26 protein-coding genes and 1 pseudogene are annotated in these 25,896 nt (G+C 44.1%); 13 read left to right on the top strand and 14 right to left on the bottom strand.

The window, feature by feature from the left end:
* The 4 genes and pseudogenes from IQQ51_RS26785 to cyoE all read left to right on the top strand — a co-directional run.
* Window positions 1-493: pseudogene (locus IQQ51_RS26785) on the top strand (cytochrome o ubiquinol oxidase subunit I); the annotation flags it as partial.
* Window positions 465-1,100: a cytochrome o ubiquinol oxidase subunit III gene (cyoC, locus tag IQQ51_RS07300; protein ID WP_080967339.1), complete on the top strand. Its 636-nt coding sequence runs from the start codon at window positions 465-467 to the stop codon at window positions 1,098-1,100. The pseudogene IQQ51_RS26785 and the gene cyoC, both read left to right, overlap by 29 nt.
* The gene (gene cyoD / locus IQQ51_RS07295) at window positions 1,100-1,411 is read left to right on the top strand and encodes a cytochrome o ubiquinol oxidase subunit IV (protein WP_016786088.1); all 312 of its coding nucleotides are present in this window, start codon (window positions 1,100-1,102) and stop codon (window positions 1,409-1,411) included. Before cyoC ends, cyoD begins: the two co-directional genes overlap by 1 nt.
* Before the next feature lie 8 nt (window positions 1,412-1,419).
* Window positions 1,420-2,289: a heme o synthase gene (gene cyoE, locus IQQ51_RS07290; protein ID WP_193840697.1), complete on the top strand. Its 870-nt coding sequence runs from the start codon at window positions 1,420-1,422 to the stop codon at window positions 2,287-2,289.
* A gap of 83 nt (window positions 2,290-2,372) precedes the next feature.
* Here the strand turns inward: cyoE and lepB are convergent, their stop codons facing one another.
* The 8 genes from lepB to IQQ51_RS07250 all read right to left on the bottom strand — a co-directional run bounded on the left by lepB (window position 2,373) and on the right by IQQ51_RS07250 (window position 11,857).
* Window positions 2,373-3,020, bottom strand: coding sequence for a signal peptidase I (gene lepB / locus IQQ51_RS07285; RefSeq protein ID WP_122082075.1), 648 nt, complete (start codon window positions 3,018-3,020; stop codon window positions 2,373-2,375).
* Entirely contained in the window at window positions 3,007-3,249 is a 243-nt protein-coding gene (locus IQQ51_RS07280; protein ID WP_193840696.1) for a hypothetical protein, read from the bottom strand. The genes lepB and IQQ51_RS07280 overlap by 14 nt, the downstream gene beginning before the upstream one ends.
* Window positions 3,250-3,636: 387 nt before the next feature.
* Window positions 3,637-4,710 (bottom strand): helix-turn-helix transcriptional regulator, encoded by a 1,074-nt coding sequence (locus tag IQQ51_RS07275; protein ID WP_193840695.1) that lies wholly within the window; start codon window positions 4,708-4,710, stop codon window positions 3,637-3,639.
* A gap of 307 nt (window positions 4,711-5,017) precedes the next feature.
* Window positions 5,018-5,506 (bottom strand): hypothetical protein, encoded by a 489-nt coding sequence (locus IQQ51_RS07270; RefSeq protein ID WP_193840694.1) that lies wholly within the window; start codon window positions 5,504-5,506, stop codon window positions 5,018-5,020.
* A 220-nt stretch (window positions 5,507-5,726) separates the two neighbouring features.
* Window positions 5,727-7,703, bottom strand: a complete 1,977-nt coding sequence (locus IQQ51_RS07265) for an alkyl sulfatase dimerization domain-containing protein (protein WP_193840693.1) — start codon at window positions 7,701-7,703, stop codon at window positions 5,727-5,729.
* 329 nt (window positions 7,704-8,032) lie between these two features.
* Window positions 8,033-9,022 (bottom strand): efflux RND transporter periplasmic adaptor subunit, encoded by a 990-nt coding sequence (locus tag IQQ51_RS07260; RefSeq protein WP_012604427.1) that lies wholly within the window; start codon window positions 9,020-9,022, stop codon window positions 8,033-8,035.
* Window positions 9,022-9,633 (bottom strand): hypothetical protein, encoded by a 612-nt coding sequence (locus IQQ51_RS07255; RefSeq protein WP_017065282.1) that lies wholly within the window; start codon window positions 9,631-9,633, stop codon window positions 9,022-9,024. The genes IQQ51_RS07260 and IQQ51_RS07255 overlap by 1 nt, the downstream gene beginning before the upstream one ends.
* Window positions 9,634-10,630: 997 nt before the next feature.
* A complete protein-coding gene (locus IQQ51_RS07250; RefSeq protein WP_193840692.1) occupies window positions 10,631-11,857 on the bottom strand; it encodes an OmpP1/FadL family transporter in 1,227 nt (408 codons plus the stop codon).
* Window positions 11,858-11,991: 134 nt separating this feature from the next.
* On the opposite strand from IQQ51_RS07250, the gene IQQ51_RS07245 reads away from it, so the two are divergent.
* The 4 genes from IQQ51_RS07245 to IQQ51_RS07230 all read left to right on the top strand — a co-directional run bounded on the left by IQQ51_RS07245 (window position 11,992) and on the right by IQQ51_RS07230 (window position 15,630).
* Window positions 11,992-12,927: a LysR family transcriptional regulator gene (locus tag IQQ51_RS07245; RefSeq protein ID WP_193840691.1), complete on the top strand. Its 936-nt coding sequence runs from the start codon at window positions 11,992-11,994 to the stop codon at window positions 12,925-12,927.
* A gap of 236 nt (window positions 12,928-13,163) precedes the next feature.
* On the top strand, window positions 13,164-13,541 hold the full coding sequence (gene gloA, locus IQQ51_RS07240; RefSeq protein ID WP_193840690.1) for a lactoylglutathione lyase: 378 nt from the start codon (window positions 13,164-13,166) through the stop codon (window positions 13,539-13,541).
* 14 nt (window positions 13,542-13,555) lie between these two features.
* On the top strand, window positions 13,556-14,653 hold the full coding sequence (locus IQQ51_RS07235; RefSeq protein WP_193840689.1) for an alkene reductase: 1,098 nt from the start codon (window positions 13,556-13,558) through the stop codon (window positions 14,651-14,653).
* 110 nt (window positions 14,654-14,763) lie between these two features.
* Entirely contained in the window at window positions 14,764-15,630 is an 867-nt protein-coding gene (locus tag IQQ51_RS07230; RefSeq protein WP_048614584.1) for a DMT family transporter, read from the top strand.
* An 87-nt stretch (window positions 15,631-15,717) separates the two neighbouring features.
* On the opposite strand, the gene IQQ51_RS07225 is transcribed toward IQQ51_RS07230, so the two are convergent.
* Together IQQ51_RS07225 and IQQ51_RS07220 are read right to left on the bottom strand one after the other, a co-directional pair.
* Entirely contained in the window at window positions 15,718-16,146 is a 429-nt protein-coding gene (locus IQQ51_RS07225) for a MarR family winged helix-turn-helix transcriptional regulator (protein WP_048614583.1), read from the bottom strand.
* 16 nt (window positions 16,147-16,162) lie between these two features.
* Complete coding sequence (locus tag IQQ51_RS07220; RefSeq protein ID WP_193840688.1) at window positions 16,163-16,807, bottom strand: cytochrome b/b6 domain-containing protein; 645 nt, start codon at window positions 16,805-16,807, stop codon at window positions 16,163-16,165.
* A gap of 192 nt (window positions 16,808-16,999) precedes the next feature.
* On the opposite strand from IQQ51_RS07220, the gene IQQ51_RS07215 reads away from it, so the two are divergent.
* Complete coding sequence (locus IQQ51_RS07215; RefSeq protein ID WP_193840687.1) at window positions 17,000-17,437, top strand: c-type cytochrome; 438 nt, start codon at window positions 17,000-17,002, stop codon at window positions 17,435-17,437.
* Between the two features lie 130 nt (window positions 17,438-17,567).
* Here IQQ51_RS07215 and IQQ51_RS07210 read toward each other — a convergent pair whose 3' ends face one another.
* Both IQQ51_RS07210 and IQQ51_RS07205 read right to left on the bottom strand, forming a co-directional pair.
* A complete protein-coding gene (locus IQQ51_RS07210; protein WP_193840686.1) occupies window positions 17,568-18,062 on the bottom strand; it encodes a peptidylprolyl isomerase in 495 nt (164 codons plus the stop codon).
* A 123-nt stretch (window positions 18,063-18,185) separates the two neighbouring features.
* Window positions 18,186-18,794, bottom strand: coding sequence for a TetR/AcrR family transcriptional regulator (locus IQQ51_RS07205; RefSeq protein WP_048614574.1), 609 nt, complete (start codon window positions 18,792-18,794; stop codon window positions 18,186-18,188).
* 167 nt (window positions 18,795-18,961) lie between these two features.
* Here IQQ51_RS07205 and IQQ51_RS07200 point away from each other — a divergent pair, with 167 nt between their 5' ends.
* Entirely contained in the window at window positions 18,962-19,948 is a 987-nt protein-coding gene (locus tag IQQ51_RS07200; protein ID WP_193840685.1) for a glycosyl transferase family protein, read from the top strand.
* Window positions 19,949-20,046: 98 nt separating this feature from the next.
* Here the strand turns inward: IQQ51_RS07200 and IQQ51_RS07195 are convergent, their stop codons facing one another.
* Together IQQ51_RS07195 and IQQ51_RS07190 are read right to left on the bottom strand one after the other, a co-directional pair.
* A complete protein-coding gene (locus IQQ51_RS07195) occupies window positions 20,047-20,343 on the bottom strand; it encodes a hypothetical protein (RefSeq protein ID WP_050622140.1) in 297 nt (98 codons plus the stop codon).
* Between the two features lie 178 nt (window positions 20,344-20,521).
* Complete coding sequence (locus IQQ51_RS07190) at window positions 20,522-20,755, bottom strand: hypothetical protein (protein WP_019822437.1); 234 nt, start codon at window positions 20,753-20,755, stop codon at window positions 20,522-20,524.
* A gap of 302 nt (window positions 20,756-21,057) precedes the next feature.
* On the opposite strand from IQQ51_RS07190, the gene IQQ51_RS07185 reads away from it, so the two are divergent.
* The 3 genes from IQQ51_RS07185 (at window position 21,058) to IQQ51_RS07175 (ending at window position 25,619) form a co-directional block, all read left to right on the top strand.
* A complete protein-coding gene (locus IQQ51_RS07185; RefSeq protein ID WP_017060213.1) occupies window positions 21,058-21,474 on the top strand; it encodes a CBS domain-containing protein in 417 nt (138 codons plus the stop codon).
* A gap of 171 nt (window positions 21,475-21,645) precedes the next feature.
* Entirely contained in the window at window positions 21,646-23,109 is a 1,464-nt protein-coding gene (locus IQQ51_RS07180; RefSeq protein ID WP_193840684.1) for an MATE family efflux transporter, read from the top strand.
* A gap of 152 nt (window positions 23,110-23,261) precedes the next feature.
* Window positions 23,262-25,619 carry a zinc/cadmium/mercury/lead-transporting ATPase gene (locus IQQ51_RS07175; protein WP_193840683.1) on the top strand — a complete coding sequence of 786 codons (2,358 nt, stop codon included), beginning with the start codon at window positions 23,262-23,264 and terminating at the stop codon, window positions 25,617-25,619.
* Window positions 25,620-25,896 lie beyond the last annotated feature (277 nt).

Below are 25,896 nucleotides of genomic sequence, written 5' to 3'. Positions count from 1 at the left end.
TCTAACCGGTGACCCATGGGGCGGACGTACCTTCGAATGGGCAACATCGTCACCACCACCGTTCTATAACTTTGCAAAACTGCCTAAGGGCGATGAGATCGATTCCTTCTGGTATCAAAAGCAAAGTGGTGAGTTTGACCCAACTCAGGAAGAAGAATACGAACGTATTCACATGCCGAAGAACACACCGACAGGCATTTATGTGTCTGCATGGGCGTTGGCATTTGGCTTCGCAATGATCTGGTACATCTGGTGGCTAGCGGCTGCAAGCTTAGTGGGTATCGTGGTGACGTGTATTCAACACAGCTACAACGACGATGTGGATTACTACGTGGAAGTTGAAGAGATCAAAGCGATTGAAGCGGCTCGACGTGCACAGCTTGAAGAAGCGAAGAAACAGTCAGTGAAAGGCGACCATTCTGGTCGTGGTAACAGCGCTGACAGTGATAAAAACGACAATAAAGATGACTTGGAGACGACGTATGCAAGCTAATACTCCGTCACACACTTATGATCTTGCACACTCGCATGATCATCACCACGAAGCTGCGGGCAACAAGTTGTTTGGCTTCTGGGTTTACTTGATGAGTGACTGTGTCCTGTTTGCCACGCTTTTCGCGACGTATGCCGTGCTTGAGAGTGGATCCATCGCAGGGCCGACAGGTAAAGACATCTTTGAACTGCCGTTCGTGTTTGTCGAAACCATGATGCTGCTGTTCAGTAGTATCACCTTTGGCTTTGGCATGATTGCAATGAAGCGCAAAGACGTTACGGGACTTAAGCGCTGGATCAAAGTGACTTTCGTATTGGGCTTAGCCTTCATCTGTATGGAAGTGTATGAGTTCCATCATTTGATTGCAGAAGGCTATGGTCCTCAAGAGAGTGCGTTCCTTTCAGCATTCTTTACCTTGGTTGGCACACACGGCTTGCACGTAACGTTTGGTCTGATTTGGATGGCGGTGGCTTATCACCAGCTTTCAACCAAAGGCTTGAACGACAACATGTCGATGCGTTTCCAGTGCTTAAGCCTGTTTTGGCACTTCCTTGATATTGTTTGGATTTGTGTATTTACCATCGTGTACTTAATGGGGGTGATGTAATGGAACAGCATCTAGACAGCGGTGCAACGGATTATGTGAAAGGCTTTATTGCGTCACTGATTCTCACCATTATTCCGTTCTACATTGTGTGGGCACATGCGCTACCAAGCACGGAAACTTACGTGATCTTGTTCGGCTGTGCGCTGGTGCAAATTTTTGTCCACTTTAAGTACTTCTTGCACATGGAAGCGAAATCTTCCGATGGGCGTTGGAACTTGGTGTCATTGATGTTTACCGCCATTGTTGTATTGATTCTTATCGCTGGCTCGGTATGGATCATCTACAACATGAACGTCAACATGAAGTTGTAGGCTAGGGTATGCTGAAAAGATATCTGTCTATCACCAAACCGGGCATCATTTTCGGCAACCTGATTTCTGTTGCGGCGGGGTTCTTTCTCGCCGCAAAAACAGAACCAGCCAGTGCGATGTTGTTACTGACGACTTTAGCGGGTGTAGGGCTTGTGATTGCATCAGGTTGCGTGGTGAACAACATCTTTGACCGAGATATTGACCTGAAAATGAAACGCACCCAGAACCGTGAATTGGTTCAGGGTAACATCAATACAGACGTAGCGTTCGTTTATGCCTTGGTTTTACTGCTCTCAGGCACAGCGCTTCTGTTTCAGTTCGCGAATCCGATTTCTGCGGTCATGGTGTTGCTTGGCTATGTGTTTTACGTCTTTTTCTACACCATGTGGTACAAGCGAACATCGGTTTACGGTACTTTAGTTGGCAGTATCTCTGGCGCAGTTCCGCCATTGGTGGGTTACTTGGCGGTGACGAATTACATCAGCCTTGAAGCCGTATTGTTGTTTGTGATGTTCTGCTTATGGCAAATGCCACACTCGTACGCGATCGCGATGTTCCGCATACAAGATTATCGAGATGCAGGCATTCCCGTGTTACCGGTGAAAGAGGGCGTCGACAAAGCACATCAGCACATGAAAGCTTATGTGGTGGCGTTTGGTGCGGTTGCTCTGGGGTTATTTTTACTCGGAGAGGCGGGTTATGAATATCTAGCGGTGTCGGCAGCAGTCTGTTTTATGTGGACCAAAGTGACATTCCGTAAGGTCGATTGCCTCAACTACATCCAGTGGTCAAAGACGGTCTTTAAAGTCTCTCTGCTGGTGGTGATGAGCATCAGTGGTGTGCTGGGGCTGGAGTTGGTTCCGTTGCCTTTCTTGTAGGTAAATGGCAAGCATGTCAAAAACCGAACTATCTAAATAGCTCGGTTTTTTATTATCATTATTGGCTCGCTACTACGCGATTTCTAACAAGTTCTATGAAAAGGCGTGTAGTTCGTTGCCATCGTTAATGAGCAATTGAATTTACGATTTCCATTGGCAACATTGAGTAGGACTTTGTTATAGACACCATTAACGTTGTTAATGTCGACATACCCAAAGCTCTCATAGGTTGAATCGTAGGAGTAGTCACGATTGTCGCCAAGAACAAATAGCTTTCCTTCTGGTACATGCCAAGAAATATTGTCTTCAAGTATGTTTGAATCTTCTTTTAGATACCTGACATTATATTTACTATTACCTATTTTTTCTTTTATATAGACAAATCCATCTTCTTTTTTAGTCACTCCATGTGACATCTTATTATCATTGATATAAAGGTAGCCATTCTTTAACGTGACTGTATCGCCTGGAATACCAATTACCCGCTTTCTAAAGGTTATATTTTCGCTTCGGTGCTTAGGTGGATGTCGGAATCTAATTACATCACCATGTTCTGGAGTATATCGCCCTGGTCGAATTCCATTTACTGTTGTCCAGTATTTACCTTCAAAAGTAGGAGCCATACTCAGCCCCGTATTGGTATTAATCGAGCTTGAGAAGAAATAAAATAGTGCGAATATCCAAAATGCAAGCGAAGTGGATACCGAGAGAAGGAACTTAAAGCTCTTCATAGCGGTTTCTCCGACTACAGTATTTTTCAGCGAGCATGGTTATACTGTAGTTTGCTGCAATGAATGAGCAGTAAAAAAGCCCCAGAACTACAATGATTTCAATGATGTCATTGAATCCGCCAAAGAATAAATTTTTACAGAGTGAGTAGTAGAGGAATAAGCTTAAACCTAAGAATGTTACAGCTATGGCCAGCAGAATCCATTCTACCTTTGATAAATTACGGTTCATTACTTTTACACCATGAAAAATAAGATAACAGGCAATGCGAGTAGTCGACTTAATACCTTTAAAGGTCTATACCAATAAAAAGGAAGACGATGTACTAAACTGTTTGATTTATAATTAAGGTGATAAAGTTCATCAATAAATGATTTTTTTATTTTGTATATCACAGCTAAGCCTAATTTTATTTGTTGTGAGAATAGTATTGTGACAATAAAATCTGACATTTTCTGTCTAAAATAGAAAATAACTAAAAATAATACCGTTAATTCTATTTTAGTTGAATGCTACTTTATTAATTACTTTTGTTTATTGTTGAACTTATTACTATGTTGAATGGTTATTGATATTGGAGGATCCAATGTTGAACTTCATATATGATGGTTTTTAAATTTAATGTGCATAGACGCTCATAGCGTGCTTAATGTCTTGTATCACATCAGTACGTAGTTGTAGTGGTGTTAAAATTTCAACGCAATCGGCGTTGTTAATGAGCCAGCTTTTGAAAACTACGCTATCACGAGCTTGAGCTCTTACAATGTAATGATTGTCAGCGATCTCTTCTATTTTTTGACATTCACTTAGTTTGTATTCATCTACAAACTTGTTGTAGCCATCAGTGTCTCTTTTCATCTTTAATACTACTTCACAGGTTTCGCCACCATTAACCATTTTACCATTGCTTGATGAGAGGAAATCATGGAGGCAAAAGTCTTTTTGATTACCCATTGAAAAACTCTGAGTAGAGTGAACCTCAAGATTGTTAATATTATGGACCTTGTAAGTACGATAATCGCCGAGCATCAAACTACTTTCAGTGCTTTTTCTATAGCGCTCTAGACCGACAAGATAGAAGCTCCTTTGGTAAACAAATGAAGCATAAGGATCGACTTCGCAACGACTTCCTTCGTACTCAAATGAAACCACAAGACGGTTTTCTAGTGCGCTCTCTAGCTTGCTTAGCACTGTGTAATCTGCGTTAGGAGCAATGAGGTCATAACTGCCGATTATCATCTTAAAAGGTGCAGTATTGGATACATTCTTGGACCTAGAAAGCAGTGTTAATGCTTTGCTGAGTTTAGACCCTGCCGCGGGTAGAACTCGTTCAAGTAATTGGCTACCGATGGTGTTGAGTATTGCTATTGATTCATGTAATCCCGGGTTAACATCGAATTCAGCGCCTTCTCTTATTTTGTAGCGGGCTTTTGATGCGATACCTTCTCGTATCAAGAGATCATTATGTCCGTTTGGACCGTCGCCTTGAATACCGTGATATTTGTAGATCGACTCCAAAATTCTCTCCGCCCACTTTTGTTGCGCTTCTTTGGAGGTGTCTCCACGATAGTAAAAAGGCTCTTTGCGTACATCATCCAGGTACTCTTTTGGTGTTATCCCATGCTCTTTAATTGAAAGTAAATTCATACAGTGCAAGTAACAGTAAAAGTCACCGAATGCTTTTGCAGACATGTTATCTCTCCACCTTTGATTGAAATTTGTCGTATTTAATCACAAAAATATTTCAAAGAATGGTAGAAAATCACACTTTGTATGTGGAACTAAATGAAACAGCTCATTTTAACATCAGTTTTGTAACGTATTTTGTAACTGATTGTGATTAGGTTGTTTTTTGTTCGAAATTGATGGTTTTTGTTTCAAAAGTAAAACATTGCTCCCATAAATAGTTTGCTTGCTTGTTGTTACTTAGCTTTAGTTATGTTTGGTTTTGTTTGTTGTCTCAAATTGAACGGGGAGTAAATACGAATAGGAGATCGAACTACTTTCCAAGAATATCACCAAGCCAATCTTCAAGCTGTTCTCGTTTATCTTGTGGGCCGTTGATGATCACTAAGCCGTTTAGTGTCGCGTGATCCCAAGAGATGGTGCCCGTTGCTAGCGCATCGAACACATCGAGTTCCGTAATCAGTAATAGATCTTCCTCGGTAGGCAAAGTATCTCTGCCTGACACATCGACGCCCTTCTCGAGTTTCACTTGGCTGTAATGACCTTTAATCGCTTCGAATAAGTTGAACTCAATTTTGTTTGGGTGGGGTTTCGCAAGCGCGGCCTTGATGGCAAAGAGTCGAAAGTGATCCGGCTTATTGAGATTGTTGAATTCATCGTCTTGTCTGGCTGTGATGACGTTGCCAAATACCTCGAGTGAACCGGGCTCTGTCACCAAACTAAACCCGGTATCTTGGTGAAGACCACAGGCAAACGTGAGTGAAGAGGTGAGTGAAAGAATCAAAGCAAATCGTTTTAACATAATGGTTATCGAGACCTGTAAAAGGATTAAGAATCTGACGGCAGCAGCCGAACCTAACGATAAAAAAAGGGACCACAAAGGGTCCCTGTATTTGTTTGTCGTCCATGTGAAACGGTCAGTACATTGGTTGATAGCGTACTAGCGATTTTTACTAAATAGCTTTCGTCAAAGAGCTATCGTCGAAGAGCCATCGCCAAAGAGCGACCGTTCGAACTCGCTATTAGCGAACGATGAGCATGATCTCTTCTGGAGTCATTGGCTTATCGAAGTAGCTCATGAATTGACCGAAGCCTTTGATGTCGCCGTTCGAGAACTTGAATGCACCAGACTGTAGGTTAGTACCAATCACTTGTTGAGCGTTTGGACCCGCAATCAATATTTGGTTCAGTACGGCACGAGTAGTGTCGATTTGAACGTCTGCACCTTTCACTGCTTCTTCGTGTAACTGAGCAATACCGTTACGGATTTCGATAGTGAATGCTTCGTTCGTATCAGAGAAGTTGTACGTTAGCATCATGTTTACGTCTAACGAGTTTTCAGCGATAAGCGTTGAAGTCATCATGTCGAAGATCTGATTGCTTGGTAGCGCAGTAAGAACGTCCACAGAAGCAAAGCTGATCATGTTAGAGAAGTCACGCTTGTTCTCTAGTTCAGCAGCTGCGTTAAGCGCCCAGTTACGCCAGTTGATGTTCACTTGGTCTGCAGCCCATGCTTTGTAAGCTTGTGCTTTCATCTCGCGAGCTTCCATATCTTGTTTGTTTACCGTGATTGGGTAAGAAAGAATTTCTGCTGCAAATGTGTAGTTCTCAGCCTTAATTGCTGCTTGTGCAGTAGTAAGGATGTTGTCACGACCGCCCATGATCTCTACGAATGCTTTAGCGCGTTGCTCGTAAGCCATTGGCTCTAGCTGCCATGGGTCCGCTTCGAAGAAACCGTTGTAACCTACGTAAATCTGACGCACGGCGTGTGCAACAGTACCGTAGTGTTCACCTAACCAAGGGTGTTCTGCAAGGTGCTTAGGAAGTTTAACTACTTCAACTAGCTCGTCTGGCGTCATACCTTTGTTCATGTAACGGATAGTTTGATCATGAGTGTATTGAATCGCATCACGGTAAGCCGTTAGTACGTCAGCTACTGCTTCTTTACCTTCAACAGGACGACCGTGAGAGTTAATCATGATCTCAGTGTCGAACTTACGCATTACGTCGATGCCCTTGAACCACATTGATGGGTCACGGAATTTAGTACCACGGATGGTGTGAAGGTTAGGGAAGTTCTCACCTTGAAGTACTTCAGCCGCGTGTAGGATTTTCTGGTCTGGGAAATAAACCACTAGCTCATCTTTAGTTTCAGATGGCACGTTTTCGATGTGCATTTTCACGCCAGAAATTTCGATTTCGATGTGGCTTTGGCTTGGTACAAGCAGGTTTGGTTCAATAAACGAGATAGCACCTTGCATGAAGCGTGGACCAAGGCCGTCGTTTACTGTGCCGTGCTCGCCTTCTTCTACGTGCTTAGCACCTGTGTAAGAAGTACGGTGACCAAATAGAGTACCTAGGTTTGAAGACCAGTTAGCCACTGCAGCTGTTAGGCCTGCTTCTGCGATGATTTTCACTTCACCTGATGCCACTTCTTCGTCAGTCACCCATGCACGCACACCAGAGATGTGGTCGATGTGGTTGTGAGAATAGATGATGGCTTTAACCGGCTTGTCGGTGATTTGACGGAACTGTTCTTTAACCGATTGAGCCATTTCTACCGACTCGCCTGGATCAACAATGATGATGCCGTCCGTACCTTCAATCATGACGGGTGTATCTAGACCGAAACCGTAACCAAGGTATACGTTGTCATCTACTTTGATGATTGCTTGGTCCATTTTACGACCATGCTTGGTGAGGATTGGGTGAACATGGTCAGACTCAGCAGTGTAAGCTAGAGAATCGCCTGTTTTAGAAACAACTTGAATACGTTCGCCTTTGCCCCAGAATAGGTTTGATTTGTGTTCGAATAGAACCTCACTCTTGTAGCGAGCATCAAGGTCAATGTTTTGGTATTGCGCAGCATTTGCCGTCTGAAGTTCTTGGCCAACTTTCGATGTCGCTTCTACAGTTGGCGTTGCAGATGCAAAACCAGAAGCAAGTAGAGCGCTCGCGATAGCAACAGGAAGCGCCATTTTTTTGAATGTATTAGTCATGGTCGTGACCTTATATTTGGATACAGGAATTGGATTTCTTGAGCCAAATGATAGAGGTGGGGGAGGTTGCTATCTACGCGCTAATAAGATTTCAACTCATCGTTTTTTCGATGATTTGTTCACCCAATGATTGTATTGACGATTTATATTGATCTGAATCAATTAGTAAATGAGCTTGCAACAGATATAAAAATGCCCCGAAATTCGGGGCATTTGTTTGGAAATTAGTAGCAGGCTAATGAGTGGCTGTTATACGAGTGAATAACAGACACATCATTGAATGCTTAATCGTTTGCCAAGAGCTAATCGTATACCAAGAGCTTAAGCGCTTACCAAGCACCTAAGTATGACTTGTAAGATTGTAGGCGGACCGTTGCTGCGCCGATTACATCGATGAAGCCCCAGAACGGATGTGGCTTTTCAGCCGAGATCCAAGCCGCGCCAGTTGAACCAATAGGGATGTTGTAACCTTCTGGTTCGATGATCTCAAGTACGATAGTACGACCTAAACCATTGCCGTTTCTTACTACGTGTTGACCGACGCTTTGTGGCCCCTGAAGTGGAGAAATACTCGACTCACCAGTACCGGCATTAAAGCTGTGTACTTTTGCTCGGAACACGTGACCTGGGTATGCATCAACGAAGAACTCAGCGAAGTCCCCTACTTGAACATAGCCATAAGTTTGGTCTGAAATACGCATCTCAAGAAACTTTTTGCTGGTGTTGTAGAGGTGCATGTTACCCATGACAGAACCTTCAGCAATATTCACTATCGAAACCTGACCGTCAAATTCAGCTCTAATGGTCTTTTTCTCTTGCGCCCAATTTACTTTTTGTAAATCGGCTTTTAACGACACAAGTTCAGCGTGCAGTACTCGAAGATCAGAGTCGTACTTTTCTACGTCACGCATATTGAAGATTTCAGGTGACGTTTCAGCACGCTCTAAGTCGCGATTCATTTGCTTGATCTCTTCTTCTTTCTGAACAATTGAAGATTCGATCTTTGCTTTGTCTGCGGCTGAGTCAATGTCGACGAGTGTGTAAATTACGTCGCCTTCTTTAACCATTTGGTTGTGCTCAACAAGCACTTGGTCGATCTGCTGGCCAAAGATAGGTGACATCACCGCGTGTGGTGCTTTCACTGTGGTTGAGTTGGTTAAATCAACGGGTGCCCATAAGCGAGAGATAACCGCTAGTACCGCAAGAATCGTTACGCCACCAATGGCAGCCCATGTGTAGTTCTTGAAGTTCTTCTTAAGTGCGCCTGTCGCAAACAGTGACCATACAATTAGGATGTATGGAATCATCATCTCTTTCATTATGCGACCTCTTTTTCTGTAGCGGATGGTGTTGTTGGAGTCTTTTCTTCTGAAGCCTGTTCTTTTGAAGATTGCTCTACTGAAGACGGCTCTGTTACCGGTTGTTCAGGTGATACGTGGACTGCGGCTGTCTCTGTATTGGTCGCGTCTTGTTTAGGCTGAACACCACGGCGAATCACATCACTCAGTGATTGACCAATATGTTTCCAGTTCGCCAATGCGATAACCAATGCGATAACCCAGAACGTTTTGCTGATGAAGAGTCCGCAAAGTGACAGTGCAAACACGATCTGAACGTGAGCGCTTTTGTGCTCTTTTGCTTTATGCACACCCAGTTCATGCAACTGCCACATGCCGTAAACACCGGCTAAAACCACAGCAATGGTCACTGAGAACAAGTAACCAGAGAAGGACTCCATTTGGAAGAAGTTCATCATCATTTCATTGGGATGATTGTTGAATTGAGACATGTCGATGTCTTTAGAATGGATTGTGCCTAATGGTGCAAGAGCCCATGCTCCAGCAAACATCACCGCCATAAACAGGCAGAATTTAATCAAGACCATCACAACGGCCCAGATTTTCTGGAAAACGATTTTAATAAAGTTCATATCTCAACCTACATCAATAAGAAGAGAGAATTTGCAGCCTAGAAGTCACCTTTAATGACATCTTAAAAAGTAGATGTCTATTATGTGGGTAGATTAGTGCGCATAATAAACAAAAGTAATAGATGGTATTTAAAGTGATACTACTCAATCCAGACAACCGATTCTCGGTATCAAGAAGCGAATATGCTTCCTTACAAACCAATTCTTATTGTTAGCCTGAAACGCAGGTTGAATGACGATGCACTGTCGAACGAAATATTAGGCTCGTTCTTTTCGCTATTGTCTTCTTTACGTGTAATACCTCGTCTGTCGAGGGGGTCTTCCATGGCAATTGACATAGTGTTGTAAAACATTTGTCAGCATTCTGTTTGGGCTAAGAATTGATTTGTTAGCAGGATAATAGGAAGAGTTTTGAGCAGTATCTACCCAGAATTACGATTTGATAATATCGTAATTACGATGAGTCAATATTACTCTAAATCGGTAGATTGAATTATTTGCTAGCGCTCAAATTCGGCTTTAAAACATCGTTAGTTAATTTGGTTTGGATCAATGAAATGACTAATAAAAGCATCAATAAGCAATTTGGCGGAATTCATCTTTTTACACGCTTCTTACAATAAAGGGAGTAATAGAAGTGAATTATGGATGACATATAACTGATAATAGTTTTTGAGCACTGGGTAAATACGTTTTTTCTTACGGTTGAGTGCTGAATTCGACATATTGTAGCTTTAATTCCTCAAATGTATATCTCAATGTCGCTGAACACAGTGTCATGATAAACGAGACAATATCGTATTGTTTATGTTCTATTGAATAGGTAACCTAACCCAATCAAATGCGATGTTGAATGGGGATGAAACATGGCAGTTGAAGAACAGATAGAGAAAGACCTAGCGGATAGCTAGGCCTTGATGTGGTGCACGAGTGAAGCCATGAATCGGGTACGGTGCGTTACTAATCGATAATCGACGAAAAGGTCGAGACGGCTGCTTTACAGGAAGCTGTAGTTCGCTTGCATGCCAAAGAAGTGTGCGCTGTTGTTATACGTGCCTACTACGCGGCCATTCGCATAATTCAGTTCAGGCTCGTCAAGATCGATGTAATCGTAGTAAGCGCGCAGTTCCCAGCTCTTATTGAGCGCATAGGTAACACCTGCGCCGACACGTTTGGTTTCGCCTACAGGAAGATCCATATATTGATGAGTTGCGTCATCTTGAGGAGAAGTTTCGTAGCTGATGCCTGTTTCTAGTCGTAATGTTGGGGTGATTTGGTAATGAGTACCTATGGCTAGGTTCCACACATCGTCAAAGTTACGATCGACAACTTTTACTGAGTTATCATTGATGTCTAGCGTGAGGTCTGTCCATGTTGATAGGTCATACCAAGTCACACTCCACAGCATGTCCCATTGGTCATTGACGGCGTGCACGCCGCTAATTTGGATGTGTTGAGGCATGATAAAGTCGAGCCCAACATCGCGTTTGGTGTCGCTAGCCGAATGTTGAAGATCACCCTCACCGTAATGAGCAAGTTCAGAGCGGTAGATAAAGCCAAAACGGTGTTGTTCGTTCGGTTGGTAAAAGGCACTAAGAGAGTAGCCAACCGTGAAATCATCCGCGTCTGCTTTGAATAAGTGCTCAGATCCAATGTCGCCAGTGCCGATAAAAGGGTTCAACTCGCCGTTCGCAGTGAGGTATTCCGCATTGACAGAGGCACCCAGCGAAAACTGCTCATTCACTTTGTAAGATATCGAAGGCATCAGTTGAACAGTCATGAATTCAACATTCTTTAATAAACGCTGCCCAGAAAAGTTATCACCATAATCGATTCCCGAACCACCTTGAGAAGCCAAAGCAAAACCAGCGTGAAATTTGTCGTTGATAGGGGCAACAAAGTAGAAGCTTCCTACCGGAGCCCAACCGCCAGCATCAATGTTACTGTCAAAACGCTCTGTTGGGTTTGTTTCTGAATAGTTGATGTCTGTGTAGAGGCCGGCCAGATTGACGGTGAGTTCAGGGTTTTCTAGCTGAGACATAGCGGCAGGGTTAGTCCATGCGGTTAACGCACTTTCAGCTAACGCTGCCGACCCCGCGCCTGCGGTACTGGCGTTGAGAGAACCAAGTTCAGGAAGAAGGTGAGCCGCAGCCTGCGCTGGGTTTGAAAGCATCGCGTTACTCGTCATCATCGTAATAGTGATGGCAAGGTAGTGTTTTTTCATGGGGAAGCCTATTAAGAAACTAATTACGCGGGATGTTAGTGTCTCAATTTGGGACTTTAAACGAGGGATTCTTATTTCATTCTATCGTTTTTACGATAGCATGGTGCTCATGGTCGCCTAACGAGTAATGATATATGAGCAACGACATCCCCAACTTCAATCTACTTGCCGTGTTTTCTGCGGTGATGGAGCAGGGCAGTTTAAGTAAGGCTGCGGATCAACTCAGTACCAATCAATCGACCATCAGTACCGCATTAGCCCGCCTAAAAAAAGAGATTGGCCAAGAGCTTTTTGTTCGCAAAGGAAGAGGTGTTGCGCCTACGTCTTATGCGCAAAGCTTGTATGAACAAATTAAAGCGCCGATCAATGAACTCAATGGCGTGTTTCAGTCGATGGCTAATTTTGATGAGCAATCCTCTGAGCGTAAGTTTGTTATTTCTGCACCTGAGCACTTACAGTGGGTGCTGCTCAATAGTTTCGCGGAGCTTCCTAATCAAAACTTGTCGTTGGAAGTCTTTGATCAACCAGACAGTGATGAGCGCATTTACGAAGATCTTTTGACGCAAGAGTTCGATGCGATGATCGATATTGTGGTGCCTGAACACCCAAGTATCGTCAGTGAAACACTTTATGAAGGCGAGTTTGTGATCGTGTGTCGAGCTGATCACCCGCGAATCCAAGGTGAAATCAGCGAAGCTCAGTTCCTAAGTGAAAAGCATGCTGTATTAGACAGAACACGACGCAAAGTTCGAAGTTTGAATCACTACACTTCTTTGGATCTGTCCCAGCGTAAAATCGTATTTCATGGGCGTTCACTGTTCAGTAATATCTTGCTGTGTAGCCAATCCGATTACATCACTGTGGTGCCTTTATCTATGGCGGTGCAGTTCCAAGAAAAGTTAAGTTTGCAGCTGTTCAAGCCACCCTTTGAGTATCAGCCGATGTCTCATTACCTGATTTGGTTGAAGAAGCAGAACAGCGACCCTGCTCATAAATGGTTCAGAGAACAAGTCATCAGTACATCAGACTCAATGTCGAGGGCGCTTAAAGATAGGCGGTTGCGATTTTAATTGAGAGTCTAAATCTAAGGGGAGCATTGGCTTCCCTTTTTTGTGTCGCTTAGTTGGTACTAGTCAATATGTTAATAACAAAAAATTATTAAAATGAGAATATTTAATAATTTCACTGATTTGTGTGTGTTCAGTAATATACCTAGCAACAGAGAAGTAGGTGGCCTCAAGGTCAACCTCAACGAACACTACTTAGCTTCTGAACGAGGCTGAGATTAAAGTATCAAGGGCGAAATATGAAATTCCTACACACAATGATCCGAGTTACTGATTTAGAGAAGTCTATCGAGTTCTACACCAAGGTATTGGGAATGAAGGAACTTGAACGCCACGAAAACAAAGACTACCGCTACACATTGGTTTTTGTTGGCTACGAGCAAGGCGGCACGACTATCGAGCTAACGTACAACTGGGATACGAATGAGTACGAGATGGGCAGCGCGTTTGGTCATCTGGCATTGGGTGTAGAAGATATTTACGCAGCATGTGACAAGATCAAATCGCTAGGTGGCAACGTCACTCGTGAAGCGGGTCCAGTGAAAGGCGGTTCAACTCATATCGCTTTTATTACTGACCCAGACGGCTACCAAATCGAACTGATTCAACTAGGTTAATCGAGGATATAACAATGACAAACGCACTATTTCAACCAATTCAACTTGGTAATATCGAGCTTAAAAACCGTATTGTTATGCCACCGATGACGCGTTCTCGTGCAACGCAACCTGGTAATTCAGCAAACGACATGATGGCGGCTTACTACGCTCAACGCGCTTCTGCAGGTTTGATTATTGCGGAAGGCACACAAATCTCACCTATGGGCCAAGGCTATGCTTGGACTCCCGGTATCTATTCTGACGAGCAGATCGCTGGTTGGAAAAAAGTGACTGATGCCGTACATGAAAAAGAAGGCGTTATCTTCGCTCAACTTTGGCATGTAGGCCGTGTAACACACCCAGACAACATTGGTGGTGAACAACCAATTTCGTCTTCTGCACTTAAAGCAGAAAACGTAAAAGTATTCATCGATAACGGCACTGATGAACCGGGCTTTGTTGACGTGGTTGAACCTCGTGAGATGGCGAAAGAAGACATCAAAGAGGTGATTGAACAGTATCGCCAAGCGGCTTTGAATGCGATTGAAGCGGGCTTTGATGGTATCGAACTTCACGCCGCGAATGGTTACTTAATCAACCAATTCATCGATTCTGAAGCAAACAACCGCACTGACGAATACGGTGGTTCAATTGAAAACCGTTTACGCTTCCTAGGCGAAGTGGTTGAAGCTATGGTTGAAGCGATTGGTGCTGACCGTGTTGGTGTACGCCTTGCTCCATTCACATCTTTGAATGGTACCGTTGACGCTACGCCAGTAGAGACTTACACAGCGGCGGCAGCACTACTTAACCTTTACAAAATTGTTTACCTGCACATTGCAGAGGTTGATTGGGACGATGCACCTGAAACACCAAAAGCATTTAAAGCGGCAGTTCGTGAAGCCTACGAGGGTGTCCTTATTTATGCGGGTAAATACGATAGCGAGCGTGGCGCAAAGGCCGTTGCTGAAGGCGTAACTGACATGGTTGGTTTTGGTCGTCCATTCGTTGCGAACCCAGATTTACCAGCTCGTATTCAAAATGGTTACCCACTTGCAGCGCACGATCCAAACACATTGTTCGGTGGTGCTGAAAAAGGTTTAACAGATTACCCAGAATACGCAGGCTAAAAACAGCTGCCTGAAGCAGAGTATTGAGATAGTATCTCGATCCTGTTGAATGTTTATAAAAAGCAACCTTGCAGAGTCGGGTTGCTTTTTTTGTTATTGGACTAAGTGAAATGATGAACGTGAAAGCGATGCGCGGAGAGCTTTACCTTCTATTTGCCACCCTGCTAGCAGGGGTGGGATGGATTGCATCTAAGCTGGTGGTGTTAGAAATGCCGGGGCCGGTGTTCATTGGTGTGCGATTCCTCGTCGCGAGTCTTATTCTTCTGCCATTTTGTATTCACCATATTCGTAAGCTTTCGCTTAAGCAGATTCTATCTCTTTGCGGTGTGGGTTTGTTGTTGTCTGCCTCATTGCAGGTATGGGTGTTTGCGGTTTCAGTGACGGAAAGCTTGTCGGAAGGGGCATTCATCATGAGCTTAGCCATGATCATTGCGCCGTTTGTGTCTTGGATTTTGTTTCGAGTTAAGCCTAATCGCGCGTTTTGGATGTCTTTCCCGATCGCGATTATTGGCATGCTTCTGCTGACTCTGGGCAACGGCTGGCATGTCGAGCAAAGTCAGATTTACTTCTTGCTAGCATCGATGTTGTTGTCCGTTCACTTTGTGATGAACAAGCGTGTGATTACCAATATCAAACCTATCGCATCAATTTGTGTGCAACTATTCGTGGTGGGTGTGAGTGGTTTAGCCTTTGCTTCTCTGACAGCTCAGCCGGAGTTCGAAATCACCAAAACCTTAGTCTTCTGGTTTATTGTCTCTGCGGTGATCGCAACGTCTATTCGTTACTTGTTGCAAACGGTCGGTCAGCACTCCGTGAACATGGAAGTGGCGGCATTGATCATGATTCTTGAGCCTGTGTGGACGCTGCTGTTAAGTGTGAGTGTGCTTGGCGAAAGTGTAGAGATGCAGAAGCTGCTCGGTGGGGCGGTGATCATTGCTTCACTGTTTTGCTATATCAAATGGTCGAGACGAAAATAAAACACTCGGCGCAAGGCCGAGTGTTGGTTGTTTTTCAATACACGTTCAGAGTGTAATGAGCTTTGCTAAGCAGTGAACGCGGTAAGATCAGATTGCCGCGACTATTTTCTGAAGTAGCTTGAGCATTTGTTGTTGCTCTTCAGCATCTAACTCGTTCATCAACTCTTTATTTAAACGAACTGGGATAGGAACGAGCTGTTCTTCAAGTGCTTTGCCTTTTTCCGTTAAGTAAATTCGGAAAGAACGGCGACTGTTTGGATCGGCTCTGCGTTCGACCAGTTCAAGCTTTTCTAACTTGTCTAATGTGCGTGTCGTTGTTGAATTCTCGACTTTGGATTTCGCAGCAATATCACGCTGAGTCACACCTTCTTCTTCCCAAAGACACATCATGGTTGGCCATAGAGCAATGCTTAAGCCATGTTCTTTCAATTCCGTGTCGAAATCTTTGGTCGACTTATTGGCGATCACATTGATCATCCAACCAAAGCTTTTTTGTCTATCAAACTCTTCTGGCATCTTTCGCTACCTAATTTTACTGTGATATTACAACTATTGTCATCGTAACTAATACCGATGCAATTAGCACCAACAACGCTTTCCTATTTGATGAAAAAGCCAATTGATTGCCATTTCTGAAATAATCCGTTGACGCTGAATGGTTTTGTTTGCCTGTGATCATGGCAAGAACCAGCGGTTTTGAACGCAGTTTGTAGATGATAATAGCCACCAAGTGCAGCACGACAAAGACCACTAACATGCGAGCGGCAATGCCATGTACTGTGCATAACACATCGAATATTGCATCAGTAATCACGAGTTCCGAGCCTGGAATCGCATCAAAGAAACCGGCAATAACAAGCCCTGTCATACATTGGATAAACAGAGTCGTGATCATTCCTATCACCATCCACGCACCCAACGGATTATGTCCCGGTGTTGGGCGAGCCTTTCCACGCAAGTAATTCCATGCCGATTTCGGGGAGCTAATGAATTGAGAAAAACGACTGGTATCACTGCCGACGATTCCCCAAACCAAGCGCCATAAAATCAGACTGAACAGTGCGAGGCCTAAGTAAACATGGGGGCCTTGTCCGTTAAATCCTGATGCAGCAAGACCAATAAAGAGTGCGGCTTGAAGCCAGTGATAAAGTCGAGTTGGTAGATCCCAGATTTTCATAACGCTTTTCCTGTTCGTAAATTTACTTGACGGGAATAATTTACACAACAATAGTTGCATGCGCAACTGTTGTTGTGTAAATTAAATGCATCTCTTCGATTACGGTTGAACTACCAAGCCGTAATTCACTAAGAAACCAATCAGTAATTAACGAAGAAATCACTCAATCAATTAATCACTAGGAATGACACTATGAAAAAATTCACGATCGCTTTAATCATCGCACTACCAACGATTGCCCTACCTATGATCTCTGCAGCCGCAGCTGATGTTGTAAATAATCGTCAACAGGCTTTTAGCTCTATTGAAGAGGTCAGTAAACAAGTCGATTCAGAATTGAATAACAGTGACGTGAATTGGCTGAAGGTGGGCGAGTTAAGTGACATGTTGGTGGAACATGGTGATGTCTTGAACGCGAGTTTTTCTGAAGCTGACACAGGAGGTAAGGCCAAGAAGGAGATTTGGAGCAAGCCTGAGAAATTTAACCAACTGATGTTACAGATGAACCAAGGCTTTGCAGAGCTGTATCAGGCGAGTGTTGAACAAGACTTGTCGAGTGCAGAGCAAGGGTTAAATTCTGCGAATAAGACCTGCAAAGGGTGTCACCGTACTTATCGTTCTCGTTGGTAACGATTCTAACAACGAGCTTTGAATGCAGGTGGTAAAGTCGAACCCTTACCACCATAGTCCTATCGCATAGCCTTCTTTTCTTTGTGCTATCAATTCGAATGCACTAGGGGTGGGAAAGGACGTGAATGAATTAATCGCGAATAGTGACTTTTGTAATCACAATATCTTCGCAAGGTACATCTTCGTGTCCCCAACGAATAGTTGTTGGTGCTTCCGCAATTTTGTTTACGACATCCATACCCGCCGAAACCTTACCGAATACCGCGTAACCCCAGCCAGCATTGGTTGTTGAGGTGTGATCGAGGAAGTCGTTGTCATCAAGGTTGATGAAGAACTGCGCCGTTGCAGAATGTGGAGCATCAGTACGAGCCATTGCCACAGATCCAATTACGTTCTTTAAGCCACGGTTTGCTTCGTTGACGATCGGTGCACGAGTTGGTTTTTCTGTCATGTCGATAGTGTGACCACCACCTTGAATCATGAAACCTTCAATAACACGGTGAAATGTCGTGCCTTCGTAGAAACCGTCTTGGCAGTATTTAAGGAAGTTTTTCGACGTTACTGGCGCTTTTTCAAGGTTCAGTTCAATCTCGATATCGCCAAAGTTGGTGGTGAAAGTAATCATAGGGCTACCTAAAGTTGAAGTTTTACTGAGTCGTAATGACGAAAGTGGGTTGCAGTATAGGGAAAATAACAGCGGATACCAGTGATGGTTTTATTGTGGTTGAATTCTCGTCAACCACCAAAATCACGCCTGATATTGTTTAAGGAACATCTCGACACTTGAAGTAATGATTACTTGTTTGTGCGCAGCATCCGGTGACGGCACATGACCAATGATTTGCGGCCAAAACGCAAAAGACTTAAGCAAACCAATGAACTGCGTGGAGGCGAATTGTGGGTCAAGATCGATTAAACGACCGTCTGCCAATGCAGCTTTAATCCAGGTTGTAAGTCCACTTTCTGCTTGGGAATATTTTTCCATCGCTTGATGCGCCAGTTCGGCGTTATGGAAATACTCTGAGAACAACACGCGTGACAGGTCGATGAAGCCTTCAGACTCAAGTAACTCAAGTTCTTGATTGGCTATCGACGAAAGCTGTTCTTCAAGTGGTAGTTCTGCTTGATAAGGGAATTGCGTTGCGGCCAGAGTTTTGCTCCAAATGCTGTCTAGAATCTCATCTAAAAGCAGCTCTTTGCTGGCAAAGTGATTGTATACGGTGCGCTTTGATACTTCTGCACGACTCGATATTTTATCCATGCTGGTGGCCTTGTAGCCATGCTCAGTAAACTCTGCGATAGCAGCGGCAACGATCGATTCACGTTTTCTTTGGCTCAGCGTTTTTTTTACAGTCATCGGGATACTACTCAATATGTCGCGGTTAGCATTGCATACGCTAATTTTACACCAGTAAGTTTACTTTTAGAACACCAATCCGCGTATTGGTAATTCGGTCGATAGCAACTGAATCGCTTTGCAATGCACTGTGGGTATCATAGAATCGAAAGTGTATTCGAATTTTATTGATATCAACGGAAGAGAATAAACAATCAATGAGTAGTATTTTAGAGTGTATTCGTACAGTTGGACGAGGAGAAAGAGGGCGTAAGCCTTTATCGTTCGAACAAGCCTACCGCATCATGGATGAGTATTTAAGCGGAGAAGTCGGTGACGACCAAATGGCTATGCTACTGATGCTGATTCGTGTGCAGAATGAAACTAATGAAGAGATCGCTGGCTTTGTTAAAGCGTTTCAATCTCGAGTGCCAGATTTAGGCGCTGATATTGATTGGCCGTGTTATGCAGGTAAGCGTAACGATAACGCCAGTGGCAAGCCTTGGAACTTGTTGGCAGCAAAAATCTTAGCTGACAATGGCTATAAAGTGTTAATGCATGGCTATATGGATAAGCCGAGCGGTAGGACGCACGTTGAAAGCCATTTGCAAGATGTCGGTGTGCAAAGTGCTGAGAGCCCTGAACATGCTAAGTCGATTCTTGAACAAGACGGCATTGCTTATTTACCGCTAGCTAACTTTGCACCCGAAGCACAAACCATGATTGGTTGGAAACACCGTTACGGTTTGAGAACACCAATTAACACGGTAGTTCGAGCATTGAATCCTGGTGGTGGCCGTTTAGGTCTGCGTGGCAGTTTCCATCCTGGTTTCCCACAACTTCATGCGGAAGTTGAGCATGTTATTGGAAACAAATCCCACTCGGTGATTTCATTCAAAGGGATGAACGGTGAGTCGGAATATAATCCTAAAGTTAGCCAAACGGTGTGGATGAGCTCTCCTGACAAAGTCGAATCGTTCTACTGGGAAGAGATGATGAACCTAGAGCTGCCACTTCCTAGCCAATGTGTACTTGGTACGTCGGCTGAAGAGATGGCGCTAATGGCGAATACCGTTGTCGACAGCATGACAGCTATTCTCTTTGCAGAAACGCACGATAAAACTGAGGCATACCAGAAAGCGGTGTGCCTGTGGCATGAGTATTGTGCGCGTTAGATGGTGGTTTGTAACCAATGAGAGAAGGTCAGCGAGCGCTGGCCTTTTTTATACTTGATTTCTAGCAAGGGCTTTTCGTGAACGCCCAAACAATAGCGCTACTTCACTCGCATCAAGCGATGCATTTTGTCTTCGAACTGAATCTCGATCACCTGTGAGATTTTCATCTTATCAACACGATCAAGCATTCTCGCTTGGTAATCACGTTTTTTCATCCACTCTAACGGTTCTTTAAATCCATCTTCATTAATCACAAACGATTGATCGGTAATGGAGTCTTCAAAGATATGAACCACCCAAATGCGTGATTGGAAATCCAATAACTCGCTAAAGTAGCTTTTTAACTTAGATAAGGAATTAGTTAGATACGTTTTAGGTGAGGTTTGAGAAGACATAGTAAACCGTATTTGGACAATGAAAATCGGCAAGGACGCCGTCTGATCATTATAGCCTTTACCCGTTAGGCTTGTCAGGTCGAATTCGGCAGCCATTCACGGCGATTACGCTTGCTAATGCTTTGCTATTGCTACTATGGCTGCCAGTTCGTGATTAACCAAACCGGTGTCGGATTCACTATTTTACGAATAGGCCGAAGTCGATCTCTTGTTCTCTTTGATACTTCACTAGCTTCACTTTTAGGTCGTGTTTTACTGCTAAATCAATGGCTAAGCATGACATGCGTTTTATCTCATCAACGCAGCTTGATATCAGCGGTTTTTCTTGATTATCGATAGTGGCGATGAGTGTGTTTTCTGTGCCATCGTTACCTGCATAAACATACGCGTACATGTTGTTGTCGTGTTGCATAAACTTCCTAAATCGGGGTTTCTAATTATTAGTGCGGTGAAGATTACAGGGTTTATTTACGCAGGCTAGTTTGGCTAAGTAAGGTTAAGCAAGGGAAAGTAAGGCTTTGTAAGAGCTCTTTTTTTCTTTTTTCTGGCGTTCGAAAACGTGCTCAACCCTTTGTTTGTCTCACTTTTTTGTCTTGTTAGGTTTTGCCTATCAATAAAATTGTTGAAATCCATTTAGTAAAATCAAGATTTTAGACAACAATTAACTTAACAAGATAGAAAAATATATGACGCAAAGTATTTAGGGAGAACGCAATGCATTCAATTAAAGTGAAAGATTACATGACGCAGCAGGTTGTGACATTCACTCCTGATATGCCGTTAAGTCTAGCGTTAGACAAAGTGATGCGTAGCCACCACATGGGTGGACCCGTAATCGATGATAATGAACAAGTGATTGGCTTCCTTTCAGAGCAGGATTTACTCGAGAAACTTGTGAAGGTCAGTTACTTCTGCCAAGACACACACCTTGTAGGTGACTGTATGTACCAAGAAGTACTGTCGGTGTCTCCTGACTTATCCATTATTGAATTGGCGGACATGATGCAGGTTGGAAAACCTAAAGCATACCCTGTGATCGATAATCGAAAACTGGTGGGTATTATCACCAGAACCGATGTTTTGAGAGCAATCGGCAAGAACTTGGAAGAATGCTTCAAACATCAGGTATAGTAGCGTGTTAAGAACGATTATTTTTCTCAGTACCCTCAATTGAAAAAAGGCGCACTAGCGCCTTTTTTCTGTATAGCGCTTTTTTTGGTCGATCCTTTCTTTGTGGATCCCTAGTCTGTTGATCTGTTGATTGGGCTTTAGCTCTTGGGTATTCCAACTTTTGGAGGTTTCATGTCAAATCAAACGGCAAAGTTTGTTGAAGGTTCAACGATGCGCCACATATTGGTGATGTCGGGGGCTGGCTCTGTCGGTTTGATGGCGTTATTTGTGGTCGACTTACTCGACATGCTGTTTATCAGTATGCTCGGACAGGTCGAATTGGCTGCTGCGGTAGGCTTTGCAGGTACGCTGACTTTCTTTTCTACCTCCGTTTCTATCGGTACTTCCATTGCCATGGGCGCATTAGTGTCCAAAGCCATCGGCTCAAAGAATCAAGAGCACGCTCGAAACCTCGCCACGAGTATTATGCTGACTGCGTTTGTTATTAGTTCGACCATAACTGCAATTATGTTCGCTTATATTCCAGAACTGCTCGCCGCGATAGGTGCCAAAGGGATTGCGGCCGAGCGTGCTCAAGCTTACCTACAGATTTTGCTGCCAAGTGGTCCATTTTTGGCGTTAGCAATGGCGGCGGGTGCGGGCTTAAGAGCGGCAGGCGATGCCAAACGTTCGATGTGGGCGACTTTGTCGGGCGGCATTGTTAACGCGATTCTCGATCCTCTGTTTATTTTTGGTTTTGGTTGGAACATCGAAGGGGCGGCTATCGCTTCGGTTGTTGCTCGCTTTTCGGTGTTGTTCTTCTCGCTTTACCCTCTTATTCGTAGCCATCAGCTGGTGGCTCCCCCTTCTTTTGTGCAATGGCGTCTTAATATTCGACCAATATTGGCGATTGCGCTGCCTGCGATTATCACTAATACCGCAACGCCTATCGGTAATGCGATTGTGACAACGGGTATCGCACAATATGGTGAGGACTTTGTCGCGGGCTTTGCCGTGATAGGTCGTCTGACGCCAGTTTGTTTTGCGGTTATCTTTGCCTTGTCTGGCGCTGTGGGGCCAATCATTGGTCAGAACTTTGGTGCTGAACGCATGGACCGAGTAAAAGAAACACTCAACAACTCATTATTGGTTACTACGGCATACACCATTGCCGTTTGTATCTTGTTGTACTTCGTTCAAGGTTATGTCATTCAAGGCTTTAGTCTACAAGGTGATGCAGCAATTATTGTGGCGGCTTTCTGTACCTATGTGGCGTTAACCTTCACCTTTAACGGTGCACTATTTGTTGCCAACACCTCTTTTAATAACTTAGGCAAACCGCTTTATTCGACAGCATTGAATTTGGGTAAAGCGACGTTAGGTACTCTGCCATTCGTCTATCTAGGTTCGCAGTGGTATGGCGCTTTGGGTGTTCTTTATGGTCAAGCCTTGGGTAATGTTCTGTTCGGGATTTTAGGTATCTTGGTACTTCGACATCATATCGCTGAGCTGATGCAAGGTTCTCAAGTTGACCCTGTGGAAGATGATGTGTCGATTGTCAGCCTAAACACACAGCCATTCTGTTCACACGATGCGGTGCTTATTGATGATGTATCGGCGAACCGTGAAGAGTGTGTGGAGCTTAAATCTCGGTAATTCTGTGCTTTCTGAATAAGATTTTTGTTTTTTGATAACTTCTCCTTGACCTTGGAGTGGCCTCCAAGGTTTATACTCCTGTTGAAATTAAGGTTATGTTGCTCGTGAGTTAGCAACAACCTCAAGGCTTTTGAGTATTTAGGAGATATTTTATGTGCGCAAAACATGCAGCGTGCCGCTCAGCAAAAGTGGACGTTCAAACTCAAGCGGCAGGAGCAAGTTGCTCTAGCCCTAAAATTTCAAGCATCACAGCAGCAGGTACTTCATCTGGTTGTTGTAGCTCTTCTGCTGCTCCGTCATCGTCTGGAGATGATTGTTGTAGTTCGTCGGACAGTGGAGAAGAAGACAGTCAGTCCTCAACTTTATCTCTCGACGCCAAATTTTCGAAAAGTTGGCTAGTTGCCGGAATGGACTGCCCAGCTTGTGCAAGAAAAATAGAAAACGCGATCAGCAATATTGACGGTGTTATTCAAGCGAAGGTTCTCTTTGCTACCGAAAAGCTGGTTGTTAAATTCGATAATGAAAGCCTTGCCGACACCATTGAACAGGTCTCTATCAAAACGGGTTTCCCTCTTACGGAAGTCGGTTCAAAGAAAGAAAAACAACAACCTGAGACTTTTTGGCAAGCTCATATCCAACCTAATTTACAGATTATCGCGATTGCAGCGGCAATGCTGTTTGCGGCGCTTGTGAAAAGCACCTCACCTCAATTAAGTGAAGGCTTGTTTACGGTAACTTGTCTGCTTGGTTTATATCCGGTGGCGAAAAAAGCGGTTCAGTTGGCGCGTTCAGGAACACCATTTGCTATTGAAACCTTAATGAGTGTTGCCGCGCTGGGTGCTTTGTACCTTGGCGAAACTGTGGAAGCTGCGATGGTTCTATTGTTGTTCTTGATTGGTGAGCGCTTAGAAGCGTTTGCTTCATCTCGAGCAAGAAGTGGCGTTCAAGCGCTAATGGCATTGGTACCAGAAAACGCAACCAAGATCATCAACGGCGAGCGTGTAGAAGTAGCAGTCAGCGAACTGGTTCCTGGTGATGTGATTGAAGTGGCTGCGGGCTCTCGTTTACCTGCTGACGGTCAATTGATTACAGACGCGGCAAGCTTTGATGAAAGTGCGTTAACCGGTGAATCTGTTCCTGTTGAACACATCGAAGGCAACAGCATCATGGCTGGCGCTGTGGTGGTCGATAAAGTGGTTCGTATCACCATCACTTCAAAACAGGGTGAGAACGCGATCGATCGTATTCTTCATCTGATTGAAGAAGCAGAATCACGTAAAGCACCACTAGAGCGATTCCTCGATAAGTTCAGCCGTTGGTACACACCGTTAATGATGGTAGTGGCTCTGTTGGTCATCATCACGCCACCATTGTTGTTTGCACAGCCATGGGAAACATGGGTATACCGTGGCCTAGCGCTGTTATTGATTGCTTGTCCGTGTGCCTTGGTGATCTCGACTCCTGCAGCGATTACCTCTGGCTTAGCAGCAGCTGCGAAACGTGGCGCGCTCATTAAAGGCGGCGCAGCGCTAGAGCAGCTTGGTAAAATCCAAACCATCGCCTTCGATAAGACAGGCACACTGACCGAAGGTAAGCCTCAGGTTACGGACATTCAACCTCTATCGGGTTGGCAACAAGACGAGATGCTGCGTGTGGTTGGGGCAATTGAAGTTGGCTCTACTCACCCGTTGGCGCAGTCACTTGTCGCTAAAGTAAAAGAGCTGAATATTGAGATCCCTGAATCACACAACAAGAAAGCGTTGATTGGTAGTGGTGTTGAAGGTGATGTTGATGGTATTAAGTATCAGGTTCTGTCACCGTCTAAAGTCACGTTCGAACTTGGTGCCGATGTGGTTTCTCAGGTAGAAGCATTAGAAGGCGAGGGCAAGACGGTTGTGGTTGCTCTTGAGGTTAAAGATCAAGAAGAGTCAACAGAACAAGCTACGACTGTGATTGGTCTGATTGCTTGGCAAGATACGTTACGCAGTGACGCTAAGCTTGCGATTGAACGACTTAATGACTTAGGTATTCAATCTATCATGCTGACTGGCGATAACCCGCGCAGTGCAGCAGCGATCAGTAGCAAGATTGGTATGCAGTACAAGGCAAGCCTGTTGCCAAGCGACAAGGTATCTTACGTTGAGGAGTTGTCTCAACAGTCGCACGTGGCGATGGTCGGTGATGGCATCAATGATGCACCAGCAATGAAAACGGCGAATGTCGGCATCGCAATGGGTGGTGGTACGGATGTCGCTTTGGAAACGGCGGATTCAGCACTGACTCATAACCGTTTAACTGAGCTGCCAGCGATGATTGAACTGTCGCAAGCGACCATGAACAACATCCGTCAAAACGTAGCCCTTGCGCTTGGTTTAAAGGGCGTATTCTTGGTGACAAGCTTGTTAGGTATTACCGGTTTGTGGGTGGCAGTTTTAGCGGATAGTGGTGCAACTGCATTGGTGACATTGAACGCATTGCGTCTGCTTCGATTCAAATCTAAAGCGGACTAAATCGAGCTCACCAACATAGAGCATTCTTAATATAAAAGATAGAGCATTCTTAATATAAAAGCGCCTTTAGCGGTAATACGTTAAAGGCGCTTTTTGTCTCATTAGTATGCAACATAGGCGTGCGGATTGCTTATTTTTGTGATGCCAATCGGTTTTTTATGAAACTTAGATTCTTGTTGCGATCATTCATGTGACATGTGTCACTTCATTTTGTAATGAGCTTGGTTAGAGTGTGTTCGTACCCCACGAATTTACTATGAGCTTAAATAAGGGTAAA

The sequence above is a fragment of the Vibrio sp. OPT18 genome (assembly GCF_015163615.1).
Taxonomy (GTDB): domain Bacteria; phylum Pseudomonadota; class Gammaproteobacteria; order Enterobacterales; family Vibrionaceae; genus Vibrio; species Vibrio coralliirubri.
Note: the sequence above shows the minus strand (reverse complement) of the source record. Positions and strands in the feature narration are given on the sequence as shown.